Origin of the sequence: Pseudomonas sp. PDM10 (assembly GCF_014852295.1) — a bacterium.
GTDB lineage: Bacteria > Pseudomonadota > Gammaproteobacteria > Pseudomonadales > Pseudomonadaceae > Aquipseudomonas.
Genome location: NZ_JACVBJ010000001.1, coordinates 552484 through 573180 on the forward strand (window position 1 = coordinate 552484; position 20697 = coordinate 573180).

24 protein-coding genes are annotated in these 20697 nt (G+C 60.0%); 14 read left to right on the forward strand and 10 right to left on the reverse strand.

All coding sequences use genetic code 11. The annotated features are described in order from the left end of the window. Nucleotides 1–41 precede the first annotated feature (41 nt). The 4 genes from IB252_RS02640 to IB252_RS02655 all read left to right on the forward strand — a co-directional run bounded on the left by IB252_RS02640 (nt 42) and on the right by IB252_RS02655 (nt 3304). Nucleotides 42–704 (forward strand): class I SAM-dependent methyltransferase, encoded by a 663-nt coding sequence (locus IB252_RS02640; protein ID WP_111450815.1) that lies wholly within the window; start codon nt 42–44, stop codon nt 702–704. A 123-nt stretch (nt 705–827) separates the two neighbouring features. After that, on the forward strand, nt 828–1961 hold the full coding sequence (rnd, locus tag IB252_RS02645; RefSeq protein ID WP_192406639.1) for a ribonuclease D: 1134 nt from the start codon (nt 828–830) through the stop codon (nt 1959–1961). Further along, a complete protein-coding gene (locus tag IB252_RS02650) occupies nt 1958–2251 on the forward strand; it encodes a YcgL domain-containing protein (RefSeq protein WP_007898694.1) in 294 nt (97 codons plus the stop codon). The genes rnd and IB252_RS02650 overlap by 4 nt, the downstream gene beginning before the upstream one ends. 120 nt (nt 2252–2371) lie before the next feature. Further along, a complete protein-coding gene (locus IB252_RS02655) occupies nt 2372–3304 on the forward strand; it encodes a D-2-hydroxyacid dehydrogenase (protein WP_111450813.1) in 933 nt (310 codons plus the stop codon). Nucleotides 3305–3440: 136 nt separating this feature from the next. Here IB252_RS02655 and IB252_RS02660 read toward each other — a convergent pair whose 3' ends face one another. Then, nucleotides 3441–4034, reverse strand: coding sequence for a nitroreductase family protein (locus tag IB252_RS02660; RefSeq protein ID WP_008153118.1), 594 nt, complete (start codon nt 4032–4034; stop codon nt 3441–3443). A 165-nt stretch (nt 4035–4199) separates the two neighbouring features. On the opposite strand from IB252_RS02660, the gene IB252_RS02665 reads away from it, so the two are divergent. Both IB252_RS02665 and IB252_RS02670 read left to right on the forward strand, forming a co-directional pair. Then, entirely contained in the window at nt 4200–4649 is a 450-nt protein-coding gene (locus tag IB252_RS02665) for a YcgN family cysteine cluster protein (protein ID WP_007898698.1), read from the forward strand. 90 nt (nt 4650–4739) lie between these two features. Next, nucleotides 4740–5969 carry a hypothetical protein gene (locus IB252_RS02670; RefSeq protein WP_192406640.1) on the forward strand — a complete coding sequence of 410 codons (1230 nt, stop codon included), beginning with the start codon at nt 4740–4742 and terminating at the stop codon, nt 5967–5969. A gap of 115 nt (nt 5970–6084) precedes the next feature. Here the strand turns inward: IB252_RS02670 and IB252_RS02675 are convergent, their stop codons facing one another. The 4 genes from IB252_RS02675 to IB252_RS02690 all read right to left on the reverse strand — a co-directional run bounded on the left by IB252_RS02675 (nt 6085) and on the right by IB252_RS02690 (nt 8321). Next, nucleotides 6085–6462 carry a DUF2892 domain-containing protein gene (locus tag IB252_RS02675; RefSeq protein ID WP_192406642.1) on the reverse strand — a complete coding sequence of 126 codons (378 nt, stop codon included), beginning with the start codon at nt 6460–6462 and terminating at the stop codon, nt 6085–6087. Nucleotides 6463–6554: 92 nt separating this feature from the next. After that, nucleotides 6555–7025 carry an RNA methyltransferase gene (locus IB252_RS02680; RefSeq protein ID WP_008153126.1) on the reverse strand — a complete coding sequence of 157 codons (471 nt, stop codon included), beginning with the start codon at nt 7023–7025 and terminating at the stop codon, nt 6555–6557. Between the two features lie 189 nt (nt 7026–7214). After that, the gene (locus tag IB252_RS02685; protein WP_111450808.1) at nt 7215–7586 is read right to left on the reverse strand and encodes a YajD family HNH nuclease; all 372 of its coding nucleotides are present in this window, start codon (nt 7584–7586) and stop codon (nt 7215–7217) included. Between the two features lie 48 nt (nt 7587–7634). After that, on the reverse strand, nt 7635–8321 hold the full coding sequence (locus tag IB252_RS02690) for a spermidine synthase (RefSeq protein WP_111450806.1): 687 nt from the start codon (nt 8319–8321) through the stop codon (nt 7635–7637). Nucleotides 8322–8419: 98 nt separating this feature from the next. Here IB252_RS02690 and IB252_RS02695 point away from each other — a divergent pair, with 98 nt between their 5' ends. Then, nucleotides 8420–8710 carry a hypothetical protein gene (locus IB252_RS02695; protein WP_192406644.1) on the forward strand — a complete coding sequence of 97 codons (291 nt, stop codon included), beginning with the start codon at nt 8420–8422 and terminating at the stop codon, nt 8708–8710. Here the strand turns inward: IB252_RS02695 and IB252_RS02700 are convergent. Further along, on the reverse strand, nt 8707–9180 hold the full coding sequence (locus IB252_RS02700) for a cyclic nucleotide-binding domain-containing protein (RefSeq protein ID WP_033053557.1): 474 nt from the start codon (nt 9178–9180) through the stop codon (nt 8707–8709). The two genes, IB252_RS02695 and IB252_RS02700, sit on opposite strands and share 4 nt — an antisense overlap. 207 nt (nt 9181–9387) lie before the next feature. Further along, nucleotides 9388–11442, reverse strand: a complete 2055-nt coding sequence (locus tag IB252_RS02705; RefSeq protein ID WP_192406645.1) for a S9 family peptidase — start codon at nt 11440–11442, stop codon at nt 9388–9390. Nucleotides 11443–11646: 204 nt separating this feature from the next. On the opposite strand from IB252_RS02705, the gene IB252_RS02710 reads away from it, so the two are divergent. The 3 genes from IB252_RS02710 to IB252_RS02720 are packed head-to-tail and all read left to right on the forward strand — an operon-like array spanning nt 11647 to nt 13507. Then, a complete protein-coding gene (locus IB252_RS02710) occupies nt 11647–12144 on the forward strand; it encodes an MFS transporter (protein WP_192406647.1) in 498 nt (165 codons plus the stop codon). A gap of 31 nt (nt 12145–12175) precedes the next feature. Further along, the gene (locus IB252_RS02715) at nt 12176–12952 is read left to right on the forward strand and encodes a class II glutamine amidotransferase (protein ID WP_192406648.1); all 777 of its coding nucleotides are present in this window, start codon (nt 12176–12178) and stop codon (nt 12950–12952) included. 12 nt (nt 12953–12964) lie between these two features. Then, nucleotides 12965–13507, forward strand: coding sequence for a DUF2937 family protein (locus IB252_RS02720; protein WP_192406650.1), 543 nt, complete (start codon nt 12965–12967; stop codon nt 13505–13507). Nucleotides 13508–13669: 162 nt separating this feature from the next. Here the strand turns inward: IB252_RS02720 and IB252_RS02725 are convergent, their stop codons facing one another. Then, on the reverse strand, nt 13670–14584 hold the full coding sequence (locus IB252_RS02725) for a LysR family transcriptional regulator (protein ID WP_111450798.1): 915 nt from the start codon (nt 14582–14584) through the stop codon (nt 13670–13672). A gap of 148 nt (nt 14585–14732) precedes the next feature. On the opposite strand from IB252_RS02725, the gene IB252_RS02730 reads away from it, so the two are divergent. From IB252_RS02730 to IB252_RS02745, 4 genes are all read left to right on the forward strand, one after another. After that, complete coding sequence (locus IB252_RS02730; protein ID WP_111450797.1) at nt 14733–16019, forward strand: MFS transporter; 1287 nt, start codon at nt 14733–14735, stop codon at nt 16017–16019. A 78-nt stretch (nt 16020–16097) separates the two neighbouring features. Further along, nucleotides 16098–16850 carry a 5-oxoprolinase subunit PxpA gene (locus IB252_RS02735; RefSeq protein WP_111450796.1) on the forward strand — a complete coding sequence of 251 codons (753 nt, stop codon included), beginning with the start codon at nt 16098–16100 and terminating at the stop codon, nt 16848–16850. Further along, nucleotides 16847–17551, forward strand: coding sequence for a 5-oxoprolinase subunit B family protein (locus IB252_RS02740; protein WP_192406651.1), 705 nt, complete (start codon nt 16847–16849; stop codon nt 17549–17551). The genes IB252_RS02735 and IB252_RS02740 overlap by 4 nt, the downstream gene beginning before the upstream one ends. Continuing rightward, the gene (locus IB252_RS02745) at nt 17548–18474 is read left to right on the forward strand and encodes a biotin-dependent carboxyltransferase family protein (RefSeq protein WP_192406653.1); all 927 of its coding nucleotides are present in this window, start codon (nt 17548–17550) and stop codon (nt 18472–18474) included. Before IB252_RS02740 ends, IB252_RS02745 begins: the two co-directional genes overlap by 4 nt. Nucleotides 18475–18594: 120 nt before the next feature. On the opposite strand, the gene IB252_RS02750 is transcribed toward IB252_RS02745, so the two are convergent. Both IB252_RS02750 and IB252_RS02755 read right to left on the reverse strand, forming a co-directional pair. Then, the gene (locus IB252_RS02750; protein ID WP_008153157.1) at nt 18595–19773 is read right to left on the reverse strand and encodes a vWA domain-containing protein; all 1179 of its coding nucleotides are present in this window, start codon (nt 19771–19773) and stop codon (nt 18595–18597) included. Nucleotides 19774–19806: 33 nt separating this feature from the next. Further along, nucleotides 19807–20652, reverse strand: a complete 846-nt coding sequence (locus tag IB252_RS02755) for an AAA family ATPase (protein ID WP_008153159.1) — start codon at nt 20650–20652, stop codon at nt 19807–19809. Nucleotides 20653–20697: the final 45 nt, after the last annotated feature.

The window sequence follows — 20697 nt, forward strand, 5'->3', positions numbered from 1 at the left end:
CCTGCGGCCGGTTAGCGTTTTTCCCCCGAGAACCATTGCACATGTCTGCTCAATCCCCATCCGCCATCGAGCTTGAGATCGCCCGGCGCTACGATCAGGAGCACGCCCGCGTCTGTCTTCAGCCGCGCCCCCGTGGCCTGGCCGGGCGGTTGACGTTCTGGCGTGACGAGCAACTGGTGCGCAACGCGCTCAAGGCTGCCGGCGAACCGGGGTTGGTGCTTGATTTGGCCTGCGGTGTCGGGCGCTACTGGCCGGTACTGGCTGAGCATGCAAACCGGGTGATTCTCGCGGCCGACCCGTCGCAGGACATACTCGATCATGCCCGCACCCACCATCCGCAGAACTTGCTGGAGCGGGTCAAGACCTTTCAGAGTTCAGCGTTCACCATTGGCTTGTCGGCGAATGCGGTTGACTGCATTTTTTGCATGCAACTGTTTCAACACATCGCCTGCCCTGAGCATCGTTTGGCCATGCTTAAGGAATTCCATCGGGTCAGTCGCGATACGGTGATTGTGGCGGTACGGGTCGATGCTCATTTCAAAGGCCGGCGCATAGATGTACAGGGCGTTCCGGTCCGACCGTTGGTCAGCAAGGCCGAGGTGGAAGCCGAGTTCAAGCGCGCAGGTTTGCGCTTGCTCAGTCATCAGGACTTCCTGCCCGGCTGTGCGCGGATGCGCGTCTACGTACTGCGTAAGGCCGGCTAGTCTCCGCTTATCAGACATTTCTTGCTGTTCGGCAGGCATTTTCGCTAAAGCTCTTGTTCAGTGGATGCGAGGAAATCGCCGGGGGCGATATATACTGCGCGCCATTCTTCAAGGGAGAGCCGTGTGGCCATCGATATTCACTGGATTCGCGACAACGATAGCCTCGGTCAGTTTTGCGCCGAATGGCAGCAGCTGCCATTCGTTGCCCTCGACACCGAATTCATGCGGGTCGACACCTTTTATCCGATTGCAGGCCTGCTGCAGATCGGCGATGGCGTACGCGCTTACCTGATTGACCCGCTGAGCATCGACAACTGGCAGCCTCTGGCCGCATTGCTGGAAAACCCGGCCGTGGTCAAAGTCGTCCATGCGTGCAGCGAAGACCTCGAAGTCCTGCTGCGCCTGACCGGCAGCCTGCCAGTGCCGCTGTTCGACACTCAGTTGGCCGCCGCTTACCTGAATCTCGGTTTTTCCATGGGCTATTCGCGGCTGGTGCAGGAAGTGCTCGGCATCGACCTGCCCAAGGGCGAGACCCGTTCCGACTGGCTGCAACGTCCACTTTCCGACACCCAAATCAGCTACGCCGCCGAAGATGCCTTGCACTTGGCGGAAGTTTTTGTACAGCTGCGTCCGAAACTGTCTGACGACAAGTACGCCTGGGTCCTGGAAGACGGCGCCGAGCTGGTGGCCAACCTGCGCCGTGAAGTTGATCCGTATGAGGTCTATCGCGAAGCCAAGCTGGCCTGGAAGCTTTCCCGCGCCCAGCTCGCTGTATTGCGTGAACTGTGCGCCTGGCGCGAGCGCGAAGCCCGCGCCCGTGATCTGCCGCGCAACCGCATCGTGCGGGAGCATTCCCTGTGGCCGCTGGCGCGGACTCAGCCGGACAACCTTGGCGCGTTGGCGAAAATCGAAGACATGCACCCGCGCACCGTGCGTCAGGACGGCGAGTTTCTGCTTGATCTGATCAAACGCTCTGGCAGTGTGTCGCCAGATCAATGGCCGCCAGCAGTGCCGGAGCCTTTGCCGGTGGACGCCGCCGCACTGGTCAAACAGCTGCGTGCGATCGGCCAGGCCGAAGCCGAGCGCCTGAACATTGCGCCGGAGCTGATGCTGCGCAAGAAAACCCTGGAAGCGCTGCTCAAGAGCGGCTATCCCAACGGCCCCTACCAATTGCCTGATTCGCTGCGTGGCTGGCGCCGCGAATTGATGGGCCAGGCGCTGCTCGACAGCCTGGCCACCGCCGGAGAACAGCCTTGAAGCGTATTTGTTCCATTTATCGAAGCTTGAAGAAAAACGAGATGTACCTCTATGTGCTCAAAAGCGATGCACTGGAGCGCGTTCCGGAAAGTCTGATGGCCGCCTTCGGCAAACCGCATCACGCCTTCGACCTGGTGCTGACCCCGGAGCGCAAACTGTCGCGCGAGGACATCACCGTGGTGTTGGAAAACCTTGAGAAGCAGGGTTACCACTTGCAAATGCCGCCGGCCGAAGACGAATACATCGAACACTTGCCGGAAGAATTGCTGCGCCGCAACGACCCGATGTGACCGGCAGACAGGTTCTGTTCAGAGCCTTTATGAAACACTGGAATGATTTTGGCGATGGCCAGGCCGATGGAGCGTTACTCCATCGGCGGCCGACTGCTCTGTTTTTGAAAGGTTTGAACCATGCGCGTGCTGATTGCTGAACACGACCACCCGGTGTACGCCCAGCTGTTGCGTCAAGCAGCGCCCGACCTGGAAGTGCTGACCAGCGGCGACTCCGCCGAACTGGCCAGCCAGGCCGCTGATTGTCCGATCTGGCTCGGTCAGCCGGACTTGCTGGCGACCTTGCTGCGTCAGGGCCACGAGCCACAATGGCTGCAATCGACCTGGGCGGGCATTACGCCGCTGCTGGCCGACGGCTTGCCACGTCACTATCGCCTGACTCGGGCGGTGGGGATTTTCGGTCAGGTTATGGCCGAATACGTGCTGACCTACATGCTCGGCCACGAGCGCGAAGTACTGCCGCGGCTGGTCAGCCAGGTCGAGCGCAAGTGGGACAGTCGCCAGGGCCAAAGCCTGGCCGGCCGCAAAGTGTTGATCGTTGGCACCGGTGATATCGGCCAGACCGTGGCGCAGTTTCTTCTGCCGTTTGGCGTCGAGTTGTACGGCATCGCCAGCGAAGCCCGCGAGCAGGCGCCGTTTGTCGAAGTCGGGGCATTGGCTGATCTGCCGCGTCTGGTGGGTGAAGTGGATTACGTGATCAATCTGCTGCCCAATACACCCAACACCCACGACCTGTACGACGCGGCGCTGTTCAAGCAATTCAAACCGACCGGGTTGTTCATCAACGTCGGGCGTGGCGTGGCAGTGGTCGATGCGGACCTGGTGGAGGCCTTGAAAGAAGGGCATCTGGCCGGAGCCGTGATTGACGTCTGCCGCCAGGAGCCGCTACCGCAACGTCATCCGTTCTGGACCGCCTGGGGCCTGCTGCTGACCGGCCACAGCTCGGCACCGACCTCGCCATCGATGATGGTGAACCTGTTTGTCGAGAACCTGCGGGCGTATCAGGCGGGTGAGGCATTGCGTGGGGAAGTGGATTTCAATCGTGGGTATTGAATTACACCGATGATCGTTCCCACGCTCTGCGTGGGAATGCATCCGGTGACGCTCTGCGTCACATCTCAAAGCGGAACGCGGAGCGTCCCTGGCGGCATTCCCACGCAGAGCGTGGGAACGATCGGGTTCAGCGCGCTTAGAGGGTGAAGTCGCCTTCTGCGGCCAACTCGCTCAGCGGACGACGTGGGCTTGGCTCTTCACGCGCTTGCAGGTACTCCGCCAGCGTCGCCTTGTCGCCCAGTTTGCCCACCGCCACCGCTGCGTGCAGCGCATAACCCTCTGGAATGTTCAGCTCCTTGCGCGTCAGGTCCTGGTCGAAACCGGCCATGCCGTGGGTGTGCCAGCCGCTGATGCTCGCTTGCAGCGCCAGATGGCCCCAAGCGGAACCGGTGTCGAAGGTGTGCCACAAGGCCGGGGTTTCTTCGGTGGCGCCAGGTACCGCGAAGGTGGTTTTCGAGATCACGATTACCAGTGCCGAGGCATGCTGCGCCCAGCCGCGGTTGAACTCATTCAGCAGGCCCAGGAAACGCTCCCAGTTCGGCGTGTCGCGACGCGCATACAGAAACCGCCAAGGCTGCGAGTTGTACGCCGATGGCGCCCAGCGCGCGGCTTCGAAGAAGCTCAGCAGCGTTTCTTCCGGGATGCTTTCGCCGGTAAAGGCGCGGGGCGACCAGCGGTCGGTGAACTGAGGGTGGATGGCATAGTCGGCAACGCGTGGATTAGCGCTCATCAAGTGATTCCTTGCTACGTTTGAAAGAATGGGGCGACGCAAAACCCTACTGGGCGGCGCAATAACTGACAAGCTCGTTTTACCGGCAGTCGCCAACGCTTGGCCCACAAGGGCCTTGGCACTAGACTGGCGGCCTTTTCACCACCTGATGTTGATGCTTGAGCCATGGCCGCCAAAGTCGAACCGTTCTGGATACGCAAAACCCTCGATCAACTCGATCAAGAGGAATGGGAATCGCTGTGCGACGGCTGTGGCCTGTGCTGCCTGCAAAAGCTCGAAGATGAAGACGACAACAGCGTCTACTACACGCGTATCGCCTGCAAACTGCTGGACCTGAAAACCTGTCAGTGCACCGATTACCCGAACCGCCGCGATTTCGTCCCCGATTGCATCCAGCTCACGCCCGGCAAGGCCGATGAGTTCAAGTGGCTGCCGCCGACCTGCGGCTATCGACTGGTCAGCGAAGGTAAGGACCTGCCGCTTTGGCACCATCTGGTGTGCGGTGATCGCGATGCGGTGCATCACGAGCGAATTTCCCAGTCCGGGCGCATGCTCGCCGAAGGCAGCGTGGCCGAAGACGATTGGGAAGACCATCTGATTTTTCGGGCGGGTTAATTCCCACTCACAAAATGGGTAGTGATTACTAGAATTTAGGGCTGCTACGCAGCCCAGCGCGAGCAAGCTCGCTCGCCACAAGGAGTGTGTATGGCTGTGGGATGGCGGCTTGCGTTGGCCTTTGGGCTTTTGGCCCTGAGTTCACCCGTGTGGGCGGTGAAGAAGGTTGATCTGGATTACCACGTGCGCCTGTTGCCGCAAAGCGATCAGGCTGAAGTGCGACTGACTCTGGCCCAGGGTTCGGCAGTACGCAGCCTGGATTTTGACCTGGGCGACGGTAGCCAATACAGCGATTTCAAGGCCGACGGCCAATGGCAGTTCACGCCGGGCAAGCAGACCCGTGGTGTCTGGCGTCCGGCCGCCGACAAGGCCAGCCTGACCTACCGCGTACGCATCAGCCAAGGGCGCAAGAGCGGCAGCTTCGATACGCGCATGACGCCAACGTGGGCGCTGATGCGCGGCGATGATCTGGTGCCGGCGGCCAAACTCGATCAGCAGGACGGCATCGAGTTGGTTTCACGCCTTGAATTCGAATTGCCCACCGGCTGGAAAAGCGTTGAAACTGCCTGGCCGCGAATCGGCAAGAACAAATTCCGGGTCGATAACGTTTCTCGCTTGTTCGACCGGCCCACGGGCTGGATGCTCGCTGGCCGCCTCGGTAGCCGTCGCACGCGGCTTGGGGAAACCGAAGTCACCGTCGCCTCGCCTCAGGGCCAGGGCATGCACCGCATGGATGTGCTGACGCTGCTGACCTTTGTCTGGCCGCAAGTGCAGGCGGTGTATCCCCGTCATCCCGTCAAACTGTTGATCGTCGGTGCCAATGACCCGATGTGGCGTGGCAGTCTGGGCGCTCACGAATCGATCTATCTGAACACGCGTCTGCCGCTGGTCAGCGAAAGCGGCACCAGTGCACTGGTACGGGAATTGGCGCAGGTGTTCGGACGGATCAACGACCAGCAGCGCAGTGACTGGATCAGCGAAGGATTTGCCGAGTATTACGCCATCGAACTGGTGCGCCGTGCCGGCGGCATGAGCGATGAGCGGTATGAGAGTTTGCAGAAGAAGTTGGCCAAGGACAGCCAGAAGGTCACGACCTTGCGTGGTGATCAGGCCAGCCCGGCGCAGGTGTCGAAAGCGGTCGTGTTATTGCAGGAACTGGATCGCGAGATTCGCCTGAAGACCCGCAACAAGCGTTCGCTGGATGATGTGTTGCGCGGGGCGATGCATTTGCAGAGTGTGGATACCAAGGAGTTTGTTCAACTGGCCGAAAGCGTGATTGGCGAGTCCTCCAAAGTCCTCGATACCGAGTTACTTCAGTAACACCGCCATCGTCGGAGCGCCGCCCGGAGCAGGCTCGCTCCCACAGGTGAACGCATTCCAATGTGGGAGCGAGCCTGCTCGCGAAGGGGCCCTACGCCTCAATGAAAATCTCGGGTTAAACCCCGGTTTTAGGCGACTTCAACGAATCATTACCGGTCACGGTAGCGGTATTGGTCGCCGCTTCGGCATTCGCCTTCAACCGGTTCAGCTCTTCACCCGCCCGCTGAATCTTCGCCCGCACGTTGTTCATGTCCTGACGGCTTTTCTCCAGCAGGCTTTTCGCCGAACTGTGCCCGGTAATACCACGCGCCAGGGCCACACCGCCGATCGCCACTTGAATCAACCCGAACACACCACCGCGACGCAGGCCCTTGCCGAGCATCACCACGCCGCCGGCCAGTGAACCGATACGTTCCCAACCCTGCACGTTCTGCTCCGTGTGAGTCTGGAACGGGGTGGATTCGATGCGTTCTACGCGTTTGAGTTCGCTCATGATCTGTCTCCTGGCTGGAATGACTGCTTCAAGAATAGATAATTAAGCTGACTGCCGAGGCGGGCGGCTTGTTCCATCGGATATGTGCTGAATCAGCGAAACTTTGCCCCGGAACGAGTGTTGAGCCCCTTGGACATGCGGTCATAGAGCACGACGTTGACGGTGGCCGCCAGGTTCATGCAACCGGTGGTGGGGATGTAGACCACGTCTTCGCACCAGTCGCGAATCTCTTTATCCAGCGAGCCGTCTTCCGGGCCGAAGATGTACAGCGCGCGGTCCGGATGGGTGTATTCCGGCAGCGAACGGGCACCTTCTACCAGTTCCACAGCGACTGGAACACAGCCCAGCGGCAGGATTTTTTTCAGGTCGTCAATGCCGATCAGCGGAATGTCGTAGTGGACGCGCTTGGTGTCGGTGACGAAGTCGGCGGCGCGTTCATAACGCTTGCCGGTATAGAACACGGACGCCACGCCATAACAGCCAGCGGCGCGCATCACCGAACCGACGTTCTCCGGTGATTTGGGGTTATACAAACCAATGCAGCTGTACCGTTTGTCTGCCACGAGCGGGGTGCCTTCGGGGAAAAAACGGCGATTATACGGGGATTGGGGGAGGGCGGGCAGTGATCGTTCCCATGCTCTGCGTGGGAATGCCTCAACGGACGCTCCGCGTTCGGCTGTGAAAGGGACGCGGAGCGTCCCGGGCTGCATTCCCACGCAGAGCGTGGGAACGATCAGTAGCACTGAAGATCTTCAGTCTTCTTTCTTCATCAAGCCGGCCAACGCGGCAAACGGGTTGTGCGTCGCCTTGGCGATTTTCGGCGAGCTCAGCGAGCCTTCACCGAAATACTGTTGATCGGTGTACCGCGAGTGTTCGTTGTCGTGGCAATACAGGCACAACAATTCCCAGTTCGAGCCATCCTGAGGGTTGTTGTCGTGGTTATGGTCGCGGTGGTGCACGGTCAGTTCGCTCAGGCGCTTGCCGGAAAACTCACGGGCGCAGCGACCGCACACGTGCGGGTACATTTTCAGGGCCTTGTCGCGGTAACCCATTTCCTTGTCGCGCTGGTTGTCGGCAAGGATGCGGTCCAGTTTCGACGTGTTAGTAGGTGTTGACGAACTCATGGGTTCACCTTTGTAAAAGACTAATGACGGTATTAATCGCAGTTTAGCTCAGCCCTTGAGCTTCTCGGCAATCCAGATGGTGTGACGGGTGCCTTTGTTGCCGTGGGCGAAGACCTGGACTTCCTCGGCCTTGAAGCCGGCCTTCTTCAGTTTGTCGGAAAACTGTCGGTCAGCGCTCGCGGACCAGACGGCCAGCACGCCTTTAGGCCGCAGGGCCTTGGCGCAGGCGCTCAGGCCGCCAGCGGAGTAGAGCCAGCTGTTGGCCTTCTGGGTCAGGCCTTCGGGGCCGTTGTCGACGTCGAGCATGATTGCATCGAAACCTTGTGGCTCGGCTTGCAGGACGTTGGCCACGTCTTCCATGCGAATGACCGTGCGCGGGTCCAGCAGCGGGTTCCCGGCTTTCTCACCCAGCGCGCCACGGTTCCACTCCACCACCCCCGGCACCAGTTCCGCGACCACCACTTCAGCGGTCTTGCCCAAATGCTTGAGGGCCGAGGCGAGGGTGAAGCCCATGCCCAGGCCGCCGATCAGCACGCGCGAATTCGGCCGGCCGGCCACTTTACGGCACGGGATCTCCGCCAGAGCGTCTTCCGAGCCGTGCATGCGGGTGTTCATCAGTTGCCCGCCGTCGCCGCCCTGGATCTTGATGACGAAATCCTCACCGTATTCGAACAGGCACAAGGCACCGCCATTTTCAGGAATTGGAGCGGTGTCGAGCAGAACGAAACGTTTCATGGGACTCACTTGAGGAGAAATTGGCATAAGAGGGAGAAGGCAAACACGCGCCGTTGGGAGTAGCCTGCAAAAACACAAAAAGGCCAACGGAGCCATTGATGAAGCGCATCATTCTAACGGTCATTGCCTTGGCCGCGCTCTCGATAACTGCAGTGCAGGCCCAGCAGTTGCAAACCACCCCCACTAGCCCTGCGCCGCTGCCCGGTTCGCCCGGCACCGCGACCCCGACACCGTACCCGCAAATCACCCCGACCAGCGTGCCCAAGGTCGGGCCCGGCAGTGGCGGCCCGCCGTTGGTGCCGATTGAAATGCCTAGCCCGCCGACCAAGGACCAGCCACTGCCGGTGCCGGAGCAAACCCCGTCGAAAGCCAAACCGCCCGGCGGTTAAACCTGCTGCGAGAGCAGTTGCCCATCGGCCATGCGCAGGCGTTTGGAGAGGGAAACGGCGAGGGCGCGGATGATTTTGGCGGCGATTTTCGGCGCGTCGTTGAGCATCTTTTCCAGCGAATCCTTGCCCAGATTGAGCAACTGGCAATTGCTCGCGGCCACGCAACTGGCCGAGCGGCGTTCGCCGTCGAGTACGGCCATTTCGCCGAACGCCCGACCGCTGCGCAACGTTGCCATGGTCACCAGGTGACCGTCGCTGTTGGTTTTCTGCACCGCCACCTGGCCGGTATGGATGATGCACATGAAGCTGCCGGCATCGCCCTCATGGAAAATCTCTTCGCCCTGAGCAATGGTGCTGATGCTGAAGTAGCCCGAGGCCGCGGCGAAGTCCGCCGGCAGCAGTTGATCGAACAGGCCACAGTCCATCAGCCAGTCGCGAATTTCGTTGTTCAGTAAGGTCGGTTCTGACATGTCGTCACGGTCTTTTTCTTGTGTCTGGTTCCGGTTTTCTGGACGTCCCCAATCCCTGTGGGAGCGAGCCTGCTCGCGAAGAGGCCAGTACATTCAACATCAATGTCGACTGATCGACCGCTTTCGCGAGCAGGCTCTCCCACAGTGGAGTTGTGTCGCCTCGGGCCCGGTGTTCGGTGTTAAGACCGACACGCCGGGCCAAGTTCCTCAGGCGATGCCCAAAACCTTGAAAACAAATGCGTATTCGAGTGCTACGTCACGCAATCCCTGATAACGACCGCTCATCCCGCCGTGCCCGGCACCCAATTCGGTCTTGAGCAGCAGGGGGTTTGCGTCGGTTTTGGTCGCGCGTAATTTCGCCACCCACTTGGCCGCTTCCCAGTACTGCACGCGACTGTCGTTGTAGCCGGCGATCACCAGCGTCGCCGGATAAGCTTGTGCGGTGACGTTTTCGTACGGGGCGTAGGCCTTGATCCGATCATAGACGTCCGGTTCTTCAGGATTGCCCCACTCGTCGTATTCGGTGACGGTCAACGGCAGGTCCGGGTCGAGCATGGTGTTCAGCACGTCGACGAACGGCACTTCGGCAATCGCAGCAGCAAACAACTCCGGCCGCTGATTGAGCACCGCGCCGATCAGCAGGCCACCGGCGCTGCCGCCGCTGATCGCCAGTTGCTGTGAAGTCGTGAAGCCATTGGCGATCAGGTGTTCGGCGCAGGCGATGAAGTCGCTGAAGGTGTTGTGTTTATGTTCCTGCTTGCCGGCGCGATACCAGGCTTCGCCCAGTTCACCGCCGCCACGCACGTGAGCGATGGCGAACGCCACGCCACGGTCCAGCAGACTCAAGCGGGCGTGGGAGAACCACGGGTCGAGGCTTTCGCCGTAAGCGCCATAGCCGTACAGATAAAGCGGCGTCGGCTTGCCGAGTGCTTCGCGTTTGACGACGAGGCTGATCGGCACTTTCGTACCGTCAGGTGCCGTCGCCCACAGGCGCTGACTGACGTAGGCGTCGGCGTCGAACGGGCCAAGCACCGGGGTTTCCTTGAGGACTTTCTGCTCGCCGCTGCCCAGTATCAGTTGGCGGATTTGCGCCGGACGGTTCAGCGCTTCATAGCGCAGGCGGATCCTGTCGCTGACGAACTCCAGGCTGTTCTGCACATGAAGGCTGTAGGCCGCATCCGGTAATTGCACGCGGTAGCTCGGCAGGTCTTGCGGATGAACTTCGATGATCGGCAAGCCACCCTCACGCAAGCTCAGGGTCATGGCGCCGGTATTCAGGCTCATGCCTTCGATCATCACCGTGTCGCTGTGCGGGATCAGGTTCTGCCAGTCGGCCTCGGTCGGCGCCACGCCGGTGTCTACGGCGTGGTACAGGGCAAAGTTGATGCCGTCGCGATTGGTGCGAATGAACCAGGTCCATTGACCGTCGAGCGCGCTGTGGTCGACGTCGTACTCGTGGTCTTCAACCCTCGGTGCGATGCAAGTAAAGGCTTGTTGCGGCTGGAACGCGTCGAGCACCCAGACTTCGCTGGTGGTCTTGCTTCCAAGGGACAGCAGCAATTGCTGCTCGGAACTGGAGCGGTAGCAATGCATGAAGAATCGACCGTCCGGCTCATGGAACACTTCTTCGGCCGCCGTACCGTCCAGCCGATAGCGGAACAGTTTGTGCGGGCGATGGGTGTCGTCCAGTTCGCCAAAGAACAGCGTCAGGCTGTCATTGGCCCAGGTCATGCTGCCGTCGCAATCCTGGAATTCCAGTTCACTGACACGGCCGTTGGATAATTCCTTCACGAACAGCGTGAAAATCTCATCACCCGTGGCGTCAATGCTGTAGGCCAGACGCTGGTGGTCCGGGCTGATACTGAAGGCACCCAAGGAAAAGAAGCCGCCGTTGGCCAGTTCATTGGGGTCCAGCAGCAGTTGTTCCTGGCTTTCGTCGAGCTGCAGGCTGTCATCGGCAGGGCGCGGGCAGCGGTAGTGACGGGCATATTCATCACCGGCCGTGGTGCGCGTGTAATACAGGTACGGACCCCAAGGGGAGGGCAAGGACAGGTCGGTTTCGAGAATCCGGGCCTTGATCTCTTCGAACAGGGTTTCACGCAACCCGGCCTGATCGGCGGTTTGCGCCTCTTGGTAGCGGTTTTCCGCTTTCAGGTAGTCGAGCACCGCGTCGGTGTCGCGCTCCTGCAGCCAGGCATACGGGTCGTCGCCTTCGGCCTTGTGGGCGATGGGAGCGTCGGAAACGTTGACGGATAGGGGCATGAAGGACTCTCGAACAATGTACAGAATAAGGGCTTCGCAGACGGCATTGTAGGAGCCGAGCTTGCTCGCGATGTCGGCGGCACGGTCAATATTGATGTGCCTGACAGATCGCCATCGCGAGCAAGCTCGGCTCCTACACTGGCATTGGAGCAAGCCTGACGTGCGAAAAGTCGTTACTATAAGCGCCTCTTTGCCTGCCTTGCCATGGACACCATGACCGAGAACGACTATCTGATCGCTTGGGGCCTCTACGCCTTCGCCGCTTTGGGCTGCCTGTTGGTGTGGATGCGTATCACCCGCTGGATGTGGCGCTGGCTGCGTGAGCCGCTGCGGCTATTGGTTGCTGTGTTGCTGTTCAGCCCGACCATCATTGATCCGGTGAAGGAAAAGGTTGCCCCGGCCATCGCCATTACTGCCCTTGATCTATTGTTCAAGGTCGGCAACAACGCCTGGCGCGCAATTTCCGACCTGTTCATGTACGGCATGATCGCCTTCGGCATTTACCTGGTATTTGTGGCGATCCGTTTCCCTATCGAACGTGCGTCGAACGCTCGCAAGGAACAGGCTGCCGCTGCCAAGGCTGCGGCCAGGTCCGATGATTCTGAAGAGGATCATCCCTTCGGCGGTGCGGGCGATGATCGTTACGGTCGTCCACCGGTGCCGAGCAACCCTCAGCGAATGCGGGTCGAACCGCGACTGTAACCTGCCCCTGCCTTTGAGCGAGAATCCGAGCATGTGTGAGTTATTGGGCATGAGCGCCAATGTGCCGACCGATATCGTGTTCAGCTTCACCGGGCTGATGCAGCGCGGCGGCCGCACCGGTCCGCACCGTGACGGCTGGGGCATCGCTTTTTACGAGGGCCGTGGCCTGCGCCTGTTTCAGGACCCGGCGGCGAGCTGTGAGTCCGAGGTCGCGAACCTGGTGCAGCGCTATCCGATCAAGAGCGAAGTGGTGATCGGGCACATCCGCCAGGCCAACGTCGGCAAGGTCTGCCTGTCCAATACCCATCCGTTTGTGCGTGAGCTGTGGGGCCGTAACTGGTGTTTCGCCCACAACGGCCAGCTCTCGGACTTTCAACCGATCAAGCGTTTTTACCGCCCGGTCGGCGATACCGACAGCGAAGCGGCGTTCTGCGATCTGCTCAACCGCGTGCGCGCAGCGTTCCCGGAACCGGTCGAGGTCGAAGAACTGCTGCCAGACCTGGTGGCCGCCTGCGCTGAATACCGCAGCAAAGGCGTGTTCAACTGCCTGCTTAGCGATGGCGACTGGTTGTTCTGCTATTGCTCCACCAAGCTGGCGCAAATCACCCGTCGCGCGCCCTTCGGCCCGGCGCGCTTGAAGGACGTCGATGTGATCGTCGATTTCCAGGCCGAAACCACGCCCAACGACGTGGTCACGGTGATCGCCACCGAACCCTTGACCGAAAACGAAACCTGGACCCGCTACGAACCGGGCCAATGGAGCCTCTGGCGACGCGGTGAATGCGTCAGCCAGGGCAAGACCGAATAAGGATTTCCCTTCATGTTGCTCAGTTATCTACGGCTGGTGTTGTTCGCGGCGGGCCTGTTGATCGGTGTCCAGGTGCCGGGATTCATCAACGACTATGCCAAGCGCATCGAAGCGCATCTGATTGAGGCGCAGACCGGCCTGAGCGGTTTTCAGGGCACGGCGAATCAGTTCTTCAAGGGTGACATGCAGGCATTGGTGGCCCATTACCGCGCCAGCGAAGACCCGATCTTTCGCAGCGATGCCGACAGCCTGAGCACCTTGTTGACCCGTCAACTGGCCCTCGATAAACAGTTCCAGGCCATGCAGGGGCCGTGGTACATCCGCTTCCTGCAAGTGGCATTGGCCGCCGATCCGGATATTCGCAAGGAAACCTGGAATGGCTACAGCTACCAGATCCTGCTGACGCCGGAAGCGATGATCTGGGGCATGAGCGGGGCGATGCTGTTGTCGTTCGGCATTGAATGCCTGTTCCGTCTGATCGACTGGGTGGTGCTGGGCGGCAAACGCTTGCGCCAGAGCCGGCCGATCGAAGATCGGGATGTGCGCGGGTTGTAAGGGGGTTACGCGATCTCTGTGGCGAGGGGGTTTACCCCCGTTCGGCTGCGCAGCAGTCGTAAAACCGGCACACGCGGTTTACCTGATACATCGAGGCGTCTGGTTTTGGGGCCGCTTCGCGACCCAACGGGGGTGAACCCCCTCGCCACAGGGGGGCGGTGTTCAGCGGGCTAGGACGATGTAGTTCTCACCCACCTTCTTCGCATACCCGTCCAACACCTGCTGACACAACGCCACGATTTCTTCGACCCACTCCACGCCAACCCGCCACGACACCACCACCTGCAAATTCGGTGGCCGTTGATCGATGGCCAGCAAGGTCAACTCCCCCCGCGCCAGTTCCTCGGCGACCAGCACCGGTGGCAGCGCGCCAATACCGAAACCATCCCGCAGCAACCGGGTGATCGCCGATACCGAGTTCACGCAGTTCAACCGTGGCGTCAAGATGCCGTTGGCTTGCATCAGGGCGAGAATCTCCTGATGCGGATGGGAGTTTTTCGAATAGGTAATGATCCGTTCCCGCGCCAGGTCGGCAATGCCGGAATACTCGCGGTTGTAGATCGAATTCGTAGCCACAATCCAGCCCATCGGGTGACTGGCGAGCTCAAGGCTGCGCACGCTTTCCTGACGCAACAGGTCGGTTTGCAGGATCAGATCGAGAAAGCCTTTTTGCAGCTGATCGCAGAGGTTGAGCGCGGTATCGGCCACTAACTCGATTTCCACCAGCGGATAGTGATCCATCATTTGCGCCACCAACGGGCTCAACCAGGTATGGATGACCGTGTCCATCACGCCAATGCGAACCCGTCCGACCTTGCTCGAGCGGGTTTCGATCGACTGCTTGAGGGCTTGCATGGTGTCCATCATTTGCTCGGCGTACTCGAGCACTTTCAAGCCTTCGGGCGTCAGGCTCACGCCGCGTGAATCGCGCAGGAACAGCTTCACCCCGAGCTCGCCTTCAAGCACGGCAATGCGGCTGGAAATCGACGCCTGGGTGGTGAAGAGCTTGTCTGCCGTCAGGCGAAAACTCTTGAGTCGGGCGACCCAGACAAAGGTCTCGAGAAACTTCAGGTTCATAAGGACAAATTTTTCTTATGTCTAGAGCGGGTTTTTATTAGTTGGACGCAGCAGGGCAGGGAGCCCAAAAATCAGGTCATCCGGTTCCCACGATAGGCGTCGTCGGGGCTCAGAACAATACCAATAAAAATTAGCGCGGAGATTTGCCATGAGTGCGCCCGACACGCTCGACATCCCCAAAGCCACGGTTCGTCCAGGACCTTTCGACTGGTACCACAATATCAACAAGCAGGAGCGCCGCACCTTCTGGAGCTGCAAGATCGGCTATGGCCTGGACGGCATGGACACCCAGATGCTCAGCTTCGTGGTGCCGACCCTGATTGCGATGTGGGGCATCACCACCGGCGAGGCCGGGTTGATTCACACCAGCACCCTGATCGCCTCGGCCATCGGCGGTTGGGTGGCGGGGATTCTCTCCGACCGCATCGGTCGCGTACGCACCTTGCAACTCACCGTGCTGTGGTTCGCCTTCTTCACCTTCCTCTGCGGTTTCGCCCAAAACTACGAACAACTGCTGATCAGCCGCACGCTGATGGGCTTCGGTTTCGGCGGCGAATGGACCGCTGGCGCGGTGCTGATGGGTGAAGTGATTCGCGCCAAGGACCGCGGCAAGGCTGTTGGCATGGTGCAATCCGGCTGGGCATTGGGTTGGGGGCTGACGGCGATCTTGTATGCGCTGCTGTTCTCGGTACTGCCGCCGGAAGACGCCTGGCGCGCACTGTTCATCCTTGGCATCGTGCCGGCGATCTTTGTGATCTTCGTCCGTCGACTGGTCAAGGACCCGGAAATCTATCGCGAAGCCAAGGCCAAGCAAGAACCCGGCAACCCGGCAAAATTCTACGAGATCTTCGCTCCCGGCATCCTTTTCACCACAATTCGCGCGTCGGTGCTGACCACCGGTGCTCTGGGCGGCTACTACGCGATCACCTCCTGGTTGCCGACCTTTCTGAAGAACGAACGCGGGTTGAGCGTACTCGGTACGGGTGGTTATCTGGCGATGGTGATCATCGGTTCCTACGTTGGCTATGTCATCAGCGCGTATTTGACTGACATCCTCGGGCGTAAAAAGAACTTCATTCTGTTCGCGGTCGGCTCGTTCACCATTGTTCTGCTCTACACCCAATTGCCGGTCAGCAATGGCGTGATGCTCTGGCTAGGCTTTCCTCTGGGCTTCTTCGCTTCGGGGATTTTCAGTGGCATGGGCGCGTTTTTGACCGAGTTGTTTCCAACGCGGATTCGCGGTTCGGGTCAGGGCTTTTGCTACAACATCGGCCGGGCGCTGGCGGCATTGTTCCCGCTGTTGATCGGTTTGATGAGCCAGAAGGTGCCATTGAGTGTGGGAATCGGTGCTTTTGCGGCGGTGTCCTACGGGGTGGTGATTCTTGCGGCCCTGAGCCTGCCGGAAACCCGTGGCAAGCAACTCGAAGCCCAGTAACTTAATGCACAGCAACTGATAATCTGCGGGCAAATGCCTTACAGATAGTAAAGAATAAAACTTACAGGAGTGTTCACCGTGAGCCGCCTGCTATTGAACTGCGACATCGGCGAGAGTTTCGGCAACTGGACCATGGGTCTGGACGCCGAGGTCATGCCCTTCATCGATTGCGCCAACATCGCCTGCGGCTTCCACGCCGGCGACCCTAGCATCATGCGCAAGACTGTCAGCCTGGCCTTGAGCAATGGCGTGCAGATCGGCGCACATCCGGCGTATCAGGATCTGGTCGGCTTCGGCCGCCGTTCCATGGCCTACACCGCCCAGGAACTTCAGGACATTGTGCATTACCAGATCGGCGCCCTCGACGGCATTTGCCGGGCTCAGGGCGCGCGGGTGAGTTACGTCAAACCACACGGCGCGATGTACAACGACATGATGGCCAACCCGGCGCAATTGCGCGCGGTGCTTCAGGCCGTGGCGTCCTATGATCGTGAGTTGCCGCTGATGTTGATGGCCACTCGCGACAACAGCGCAGCCCAGCGATTGGGCGATGAATACGGCGTGACCCTGTGGTTCGAAGCCTTCGCCGATCGCGCTTACGACAGCGCGGGAATGCTGGTCTCGCGGCAACTGCCAGGCGCAGTGCATCACGATCCCGAGACAATCATCGAACAAGCCCTGACCATTGCCCGTGGCGGCAATCTCACGGCCAGCGATGGCAGTGCCTTGCACTTGCAAGCCAATACTCTTTGCGTACACGGCGACAATGCCAGTTCGGTAGCCGCCGTACGGCGTATTCGCGAAGCACTTGATCAGCAGAGCGCGCCATGAACCTGCGGGTAGAAGTGGTGGCGCTGGATTGTTTGATGGTCCGTCTGTTTGATCAGATCAGCGAGGCCAACATGCCGTGGATGCTCGCCGCCAGTGAAAGTCTGCGTGCTGCATTCGCCGGGCATCTGATCGATCTGGTGCCGTCCTATACGACGTTGATGGTGCATTACGACCTGACCGCGTTGAGTCCGGCCCAGGCTCGGGAGTTGATCGCCGAGGCCTTGATCGATCTGTCGCCCAACGCCTGCACCCGCGGCAAATGTCATGTGTTGCCGGTCTGGTATGACTTGAGCGTTGGCCCGGAGTTGAGCCTATTGTCCCAGCGCAGCGGATTGGCCGTGGATGAAGTGATCCGCCGCCACAGCGCGCGCGAATATCAGGTGTTCGCCTTGGGCTTCGCGCCGGGTTTCGCCTTCATGGGGCTGGTGGAAGAAGCGTTGGCCGCGCCGCGTTTGAACACTCCGCGTAAAAAGGTGGCCGCGGGCAGTGTCGGCATCGCCGAACGGCAAACCGCTGCTTATCCGGTGGTGTCCCCCGGTGGCTGGAATCTGATCGGCCGCACCCCGGCCAAATTGTTCGACCGTGAACGCGACGGCTACAGCCTGATGCAACCAGGCGACACGGTGCGCTTCGAAGCCGTCAGCCATGCCGAATTCATCAATCTGGGCGGTGATGACACGCCGTTGGAGGCGCAGGCATGAGCCGTCTATCAATAGAAGCGAGTACACCGCTGTGCCTGTTGCAAGACGCTGGCCGTTTCGGCGTGCGGCATCTGGGCGTGACCCAGGGCGGGGCGGCGGATTGGCGATCGATGTCTTGGGCCAATTGGTTGCTGGGCAATGGCCTGGGTGCACCGGTGATTGAAATCACCCTCGGCGGGTTTACCGTCGTGGCCCAAGAGGATTGCGTGCTGGCGTTGGCCGGGGCGGATCTGGGGGCGCAAGTGGATGGCGAGGCGTTGGCGCCGTGGCGCAGTTTCAGGCTGAACAAAGGTCAGCGATTGCAATTCACTCAGCCGCTACTTGGCGCCCGGGCATATTTGGCGGCCCCGGGCGGATTTGATGCGCCAAAGGTGTTGGGCAGTAGCGCAACAGTGGTCCGTGAGGAGCTCGGTGGGCTTGACGGTATGGGCCGGGCGTTGGCCAAAGATGCGCAGTTGAGCTACTCGGGCAGCTCGCTGTTACTGCTGCGGCAATTGGCGCCCGAACAGGTGCCGGATTTCAAACTCAACGCGCCGCTGGACCTGGTGCTCGGCGCCCAGATCGGTGAGTTCAGTGGACAGAGTTCGTTTGACGCGTTCAACAGCATCTGGACCCTCGACAGTCGTGCCGACCGGATGGGCATCCGCTTGCTGGGAACGGCGTTGCAGTATCAGGGTAAGCCGATGATTTCCGAAGGCATCCCGCTGGGCGCGGTTCAGGTGCCGCCGGACGGGCAGCCAATTGTGCTGCTCAATGATCGGCAGACCATTGGCGGCTATCCGCGATTGGGGGCGTTGACGCCATTGGCCCTGGCGCGACTGGCGCAGTGTTTGCCGGGGGCGAAGGTGCGGTTGAGGCCGGTGGTGCAGGATGTTGCGCATCGGGAGCAGATCGAGTATTTGCGGCGGTTTGTGAACCGCTAAAAGCATCGCGGGCAGGCTCGCTCCTACATTGGATTTTGGTCGTACACAAATAATGTGCACGCTGGAGATCAACTGTGGGAGCGAGCCTGCTCGCGATAGCGTCAGGACAGACAACAGCAATTACTTGGAGAGAAACCGCATCCCTTCTTCAAGCCCCCGCAACGTCAGCGGATACATCTGGTCGTTAATCAAGTCCCGCACGATGTTGGTCGAAGACGTATAGCCCCATGTATCTTTCGGATACGGGTTGATCCAGATGACCTTCTTGTACTTCTCCATGAACCGCTGCATCCACACATAACCCGCTTCTTCGTTCCAGTGCTCGACGCTGCCGCCGGCCTGGGTGATTTCGTACGGGGCCATGGCGGCATCACCGATGAAGATCACTTTGTAGTCGGCGCCGTATTTGTGCAGCAGGTCCTGGGTCGAAGTGCGCTCGGACGTGCGGCGCATGTTGTTCTTCCACACCGATTCATAAACGAAGTTGTGGAAGTAGAAATACTCCAAGTGCTTGAACTCGGTCTTGCAGGCCGAAAACAGCTCTTCGCAGATCTTCACGTGGGCGTCCATCGAGCCGCCGATGTCGAACAGCAGCAACAGCTTGACGGTGTTGCGCCGCTCCGGACGCATCTGAATATTCAGCAGCCCGGCATCGCGCGCGGTGTGGTCGATGGTGCCATCGATGTCCAGCTCTTCCGCCGCACCCTGGCGCGCGAATTTGCGCAGACGTCGCAGGGCGACCTTGATGTTGCGCGTACCCAGTTCCACCGAATCGTCGAGGTTCTTGTACTCGCGCTGATCCCAGACCTTGACCGCTTTGCCCTGGCGTTTGCCGGCATCGCCGACCCGAATGCCTTCCGGGTTGAAACCGCCGGAACCAAACGGGCTGGTGCCGCCAGTGCCGATCCACTTGTTACCGCCGGCATGGCGTTCTTTCTGTTCTTCGAGGCGTTTCTTGAACTCTTCGATCAGCTTGTCCAGGCCACCGAGGGACTGGATCGCCGCCCGCTCTTCGTCGGTCAGCGAACGCTCGAACTCCTTGCGCAACCAGTCTTCCGGGATCAAGGCCTGAAGGTGGTCGTCGAGTTTTTCCAGACCGTTGAAATAGGCGCCGAAGGCCCGGTCGAACTTATCGAAATGCTTTTCGTCCTTCACCAGAATCGCCCGGGACAAGTAATAAAACTCGTCCATGTCGGCGAAGGTCACGCGCTGTTTCAGGGCGTTGATCAGGTCGAGCAGCTCCCGTACCGAGACCGGTACCTTGGCTGCGCGCATTTCATTGAACAGGTTAAGCAGCATGGCTATCGCCCTCTATCTTGTTAAACAGAGGGATCAGCGAGTGCCGCGACGGCTCATGAACGCCAGACGCTCAAGCAATTGCACGTCTTGTTCGTTCTTCACCAACGCGCCGGCCAGTGGCGGAATAGCCTTGGTCGGATCGCGCTCGCGCAGCACGGCTTCGCCGATGTTGTCGGCCATCAGCAGCTTCAGCCAGTCCACCAGTTCGGAGGTCGATGGCTTTTTCTTCAGGCCCGGCACCTTGCGCACATCGAAGAACACGTCCAGCGCTTCGCTGACCAGGTCTTTCTTGATGTTTGGGTAGTGCACATCGACGATCCTCTGCATCGTGGTGCGATCCGGAAAGGCGATGTAGTGGAAGAAGCAGCGGCGCAGGAAGGCGTCCGGCAGTTCTTTCTCGTTGTTGGAGGTAATGATGATGATCGGGCGTTTCTTGGCCTTGATAGTCTCGTCGATCTCGTAAACGTAGAACTCCATCTTGTCGAGTTCTTGCAGCAGGTCGTTCGGGAATTCGATGTCGGCCTTGTCGATTTCGTCGATCAGCAGGATCACCCGCTCTTCGGATTCGAAGGCTTCCCAGAGCTTGCCCTTTTTCAGGTAGTTACGAACGTCGTGAACCTTTTCCGTGCCCAGCTGCGAGTCGCGCAGACGGCTGACCGCGTCGTACTCGTACAGGCCCTGATGCGCCTTGGTGGTGGACTTGATGTGCCAGGTGATCAATTTGGCGCCGAAGGACTCGGCCAGTTGCTCGGCGAGCATGGTCTTGCCCGTGCCCGGCTCGCCCTTGACCAGCAGCGGACGCTCCAGGGTGATGGCGGCGTTGACCGCCAGCTTCAGGTCATCGGTGGCGACGTAGGCCTGGGTGCCTTCGAACTTCATCTGCTAATCCTCGAACGGTAACGCCGACCTGAACGAGGCAGGGCG

Excerpts from the sequence above, each read along its gene's own strand:
- IB252_RS02640 (WP_111450815.1), top strand. The coding sequence starts at position 42 with ATGTCTGCTCAATCCCCATCCGCCATCGAGCTTGAGATCGCCCGGCGC.
- IB252_RS02655 (WP_111450813.1), top strand. The coding sequence starts at position 2,372 with ATGCGCGTGCTGATTGCTGAACACGACCACCCGGTGTACGCCCAGCTG.
- IB252_RS02660 (WP_008153118.1), bottom strand. The coding sequence starts at position 4,034 with ATGAGCGCTAATCCACGCGTTGCCGACTATGCCATCCACCCTCAGTTC.
- IB252_RS02665 (WP_007898698.1), top strand. The coding sequence starts at position 4,200 with ATGGCCGCCAAAGTCGAACCGTTCTGGATACGCAAAACCCTCGATCAA.
- IB252_RS02670 (WP_192406640.1), top strand. The coding sequence starts at position 4,740 with ATGGCTGTGGGATGGCGGCTTGCGTTGGCCTTTGGGCTTTTGGCCCTG.
- IB252_RS02675 (WP_192406642.1), bottom strand. The coding sequence starts at position 6,462 with ATGAGCGAACTCAAACGCGTAGAACGCATCGAATCCACCCCGTTCCAG.
- IB252_RS02685 (WP_111450808.1), bottom strand. The coding sequence starts at position 7,586 with ATGAGTTCGTCAACACCTACTAACACGTCGAAACTGGACCGCATCCTT.
- IB252_RS02690 (WP_111450806.1), bottom strand. The coding sequence starts at position 8,321 with ATGAAACGTTTCGTTCTGCTCGACACCGCTCCAATTCCTGAAAATGGC.
- IB252_RS02695 (WP_192406644.1), top strand. The coding sequence starts at position 8,420 with ATGAAGCGCATCATTCTAACGGTCATTGCCTTGGCCGCGCTCTCGATA.
- IB252_RS02700 (WP_033053557.1), bottom strand. The coding sequence starts at position 9,180 with ATGTCAGAACCGACCTTACTGAACAACGAAATTCGCGACTGGCTGATG.
- IB252_RS02705 (WP_192406645.1), bottom strand. The coding sequence starts at position 11,442 with ATGCCCCTATCCGTCAACGTTTCCGACGCTCCCATCGCCCACAAGGCC.
- IB252_RS02710 (WP_192406647.1), top strand. The coding sequence starts at position 11,647 with ATGGACACCATGACCGAGAACGACTATCTGATCGCTTGGGGCCTCTAC.
- IB252_RS02715 (WP_192406648.1), top strand. The coding sequence starts at position 12,176 with ATGTGTGAGTTATTGGGCATGAGCGCCAATGTGCCGACCGATATCGTG.
- IB252_RS02720 (WP_192406650.1), top strand. The coding sequence starts at position 12,965 with ATGTTGCTCAGTTATCTACGGCTGGTGTTGTTCGCGGCGGGCCTGTTG.
- IB252_RS02725 (WP_111450798.1), bottom strand. The coding sequence starts at position 14,584 with ATGAACCTGAAGTTTCTCGAGACCTTTGTCTGGGTCGCCCGACTCAAG.
- IB252_RS02730 (WP_111450797.1), top strand. The coding sequence starts at position 14,733 with ATGAGTGCGCCCGACACGCTCGACATCCCCAAAGCCACGGTTCGTCCA.
- IB252_RS02740 (WP_192406651.1), top strand. The coding sequence starts at position 16,847 with ATGAACCTGCGGGTAGAAGTGGTGGCGCTGGATTGTTTGATGGTCCGT.
- IB252_RS02745 (WP_192406653.1), top strand. The coding sequence starts at position 17,548 with ATGAGCCGTCTATCAATAGAAGCGAGTACACCGCTGTGCCTGTTGCAA.
- IB252_RS02750 (WP_008153157.1), bottom strand. The coding sequence starts at position 19,773 with ATGCTGCTTAACCTGTTCAATGAAATGCGCGCAGCCAAGGTACCGGTC.
- IB252_RS02755 (WP_008153159.1), bottom strand. The coding sequence starts at position 20,652 with ATGAAGTTCGAAGGCACCCAGGCCTACGTCGCCACCGATGACCTGAAG.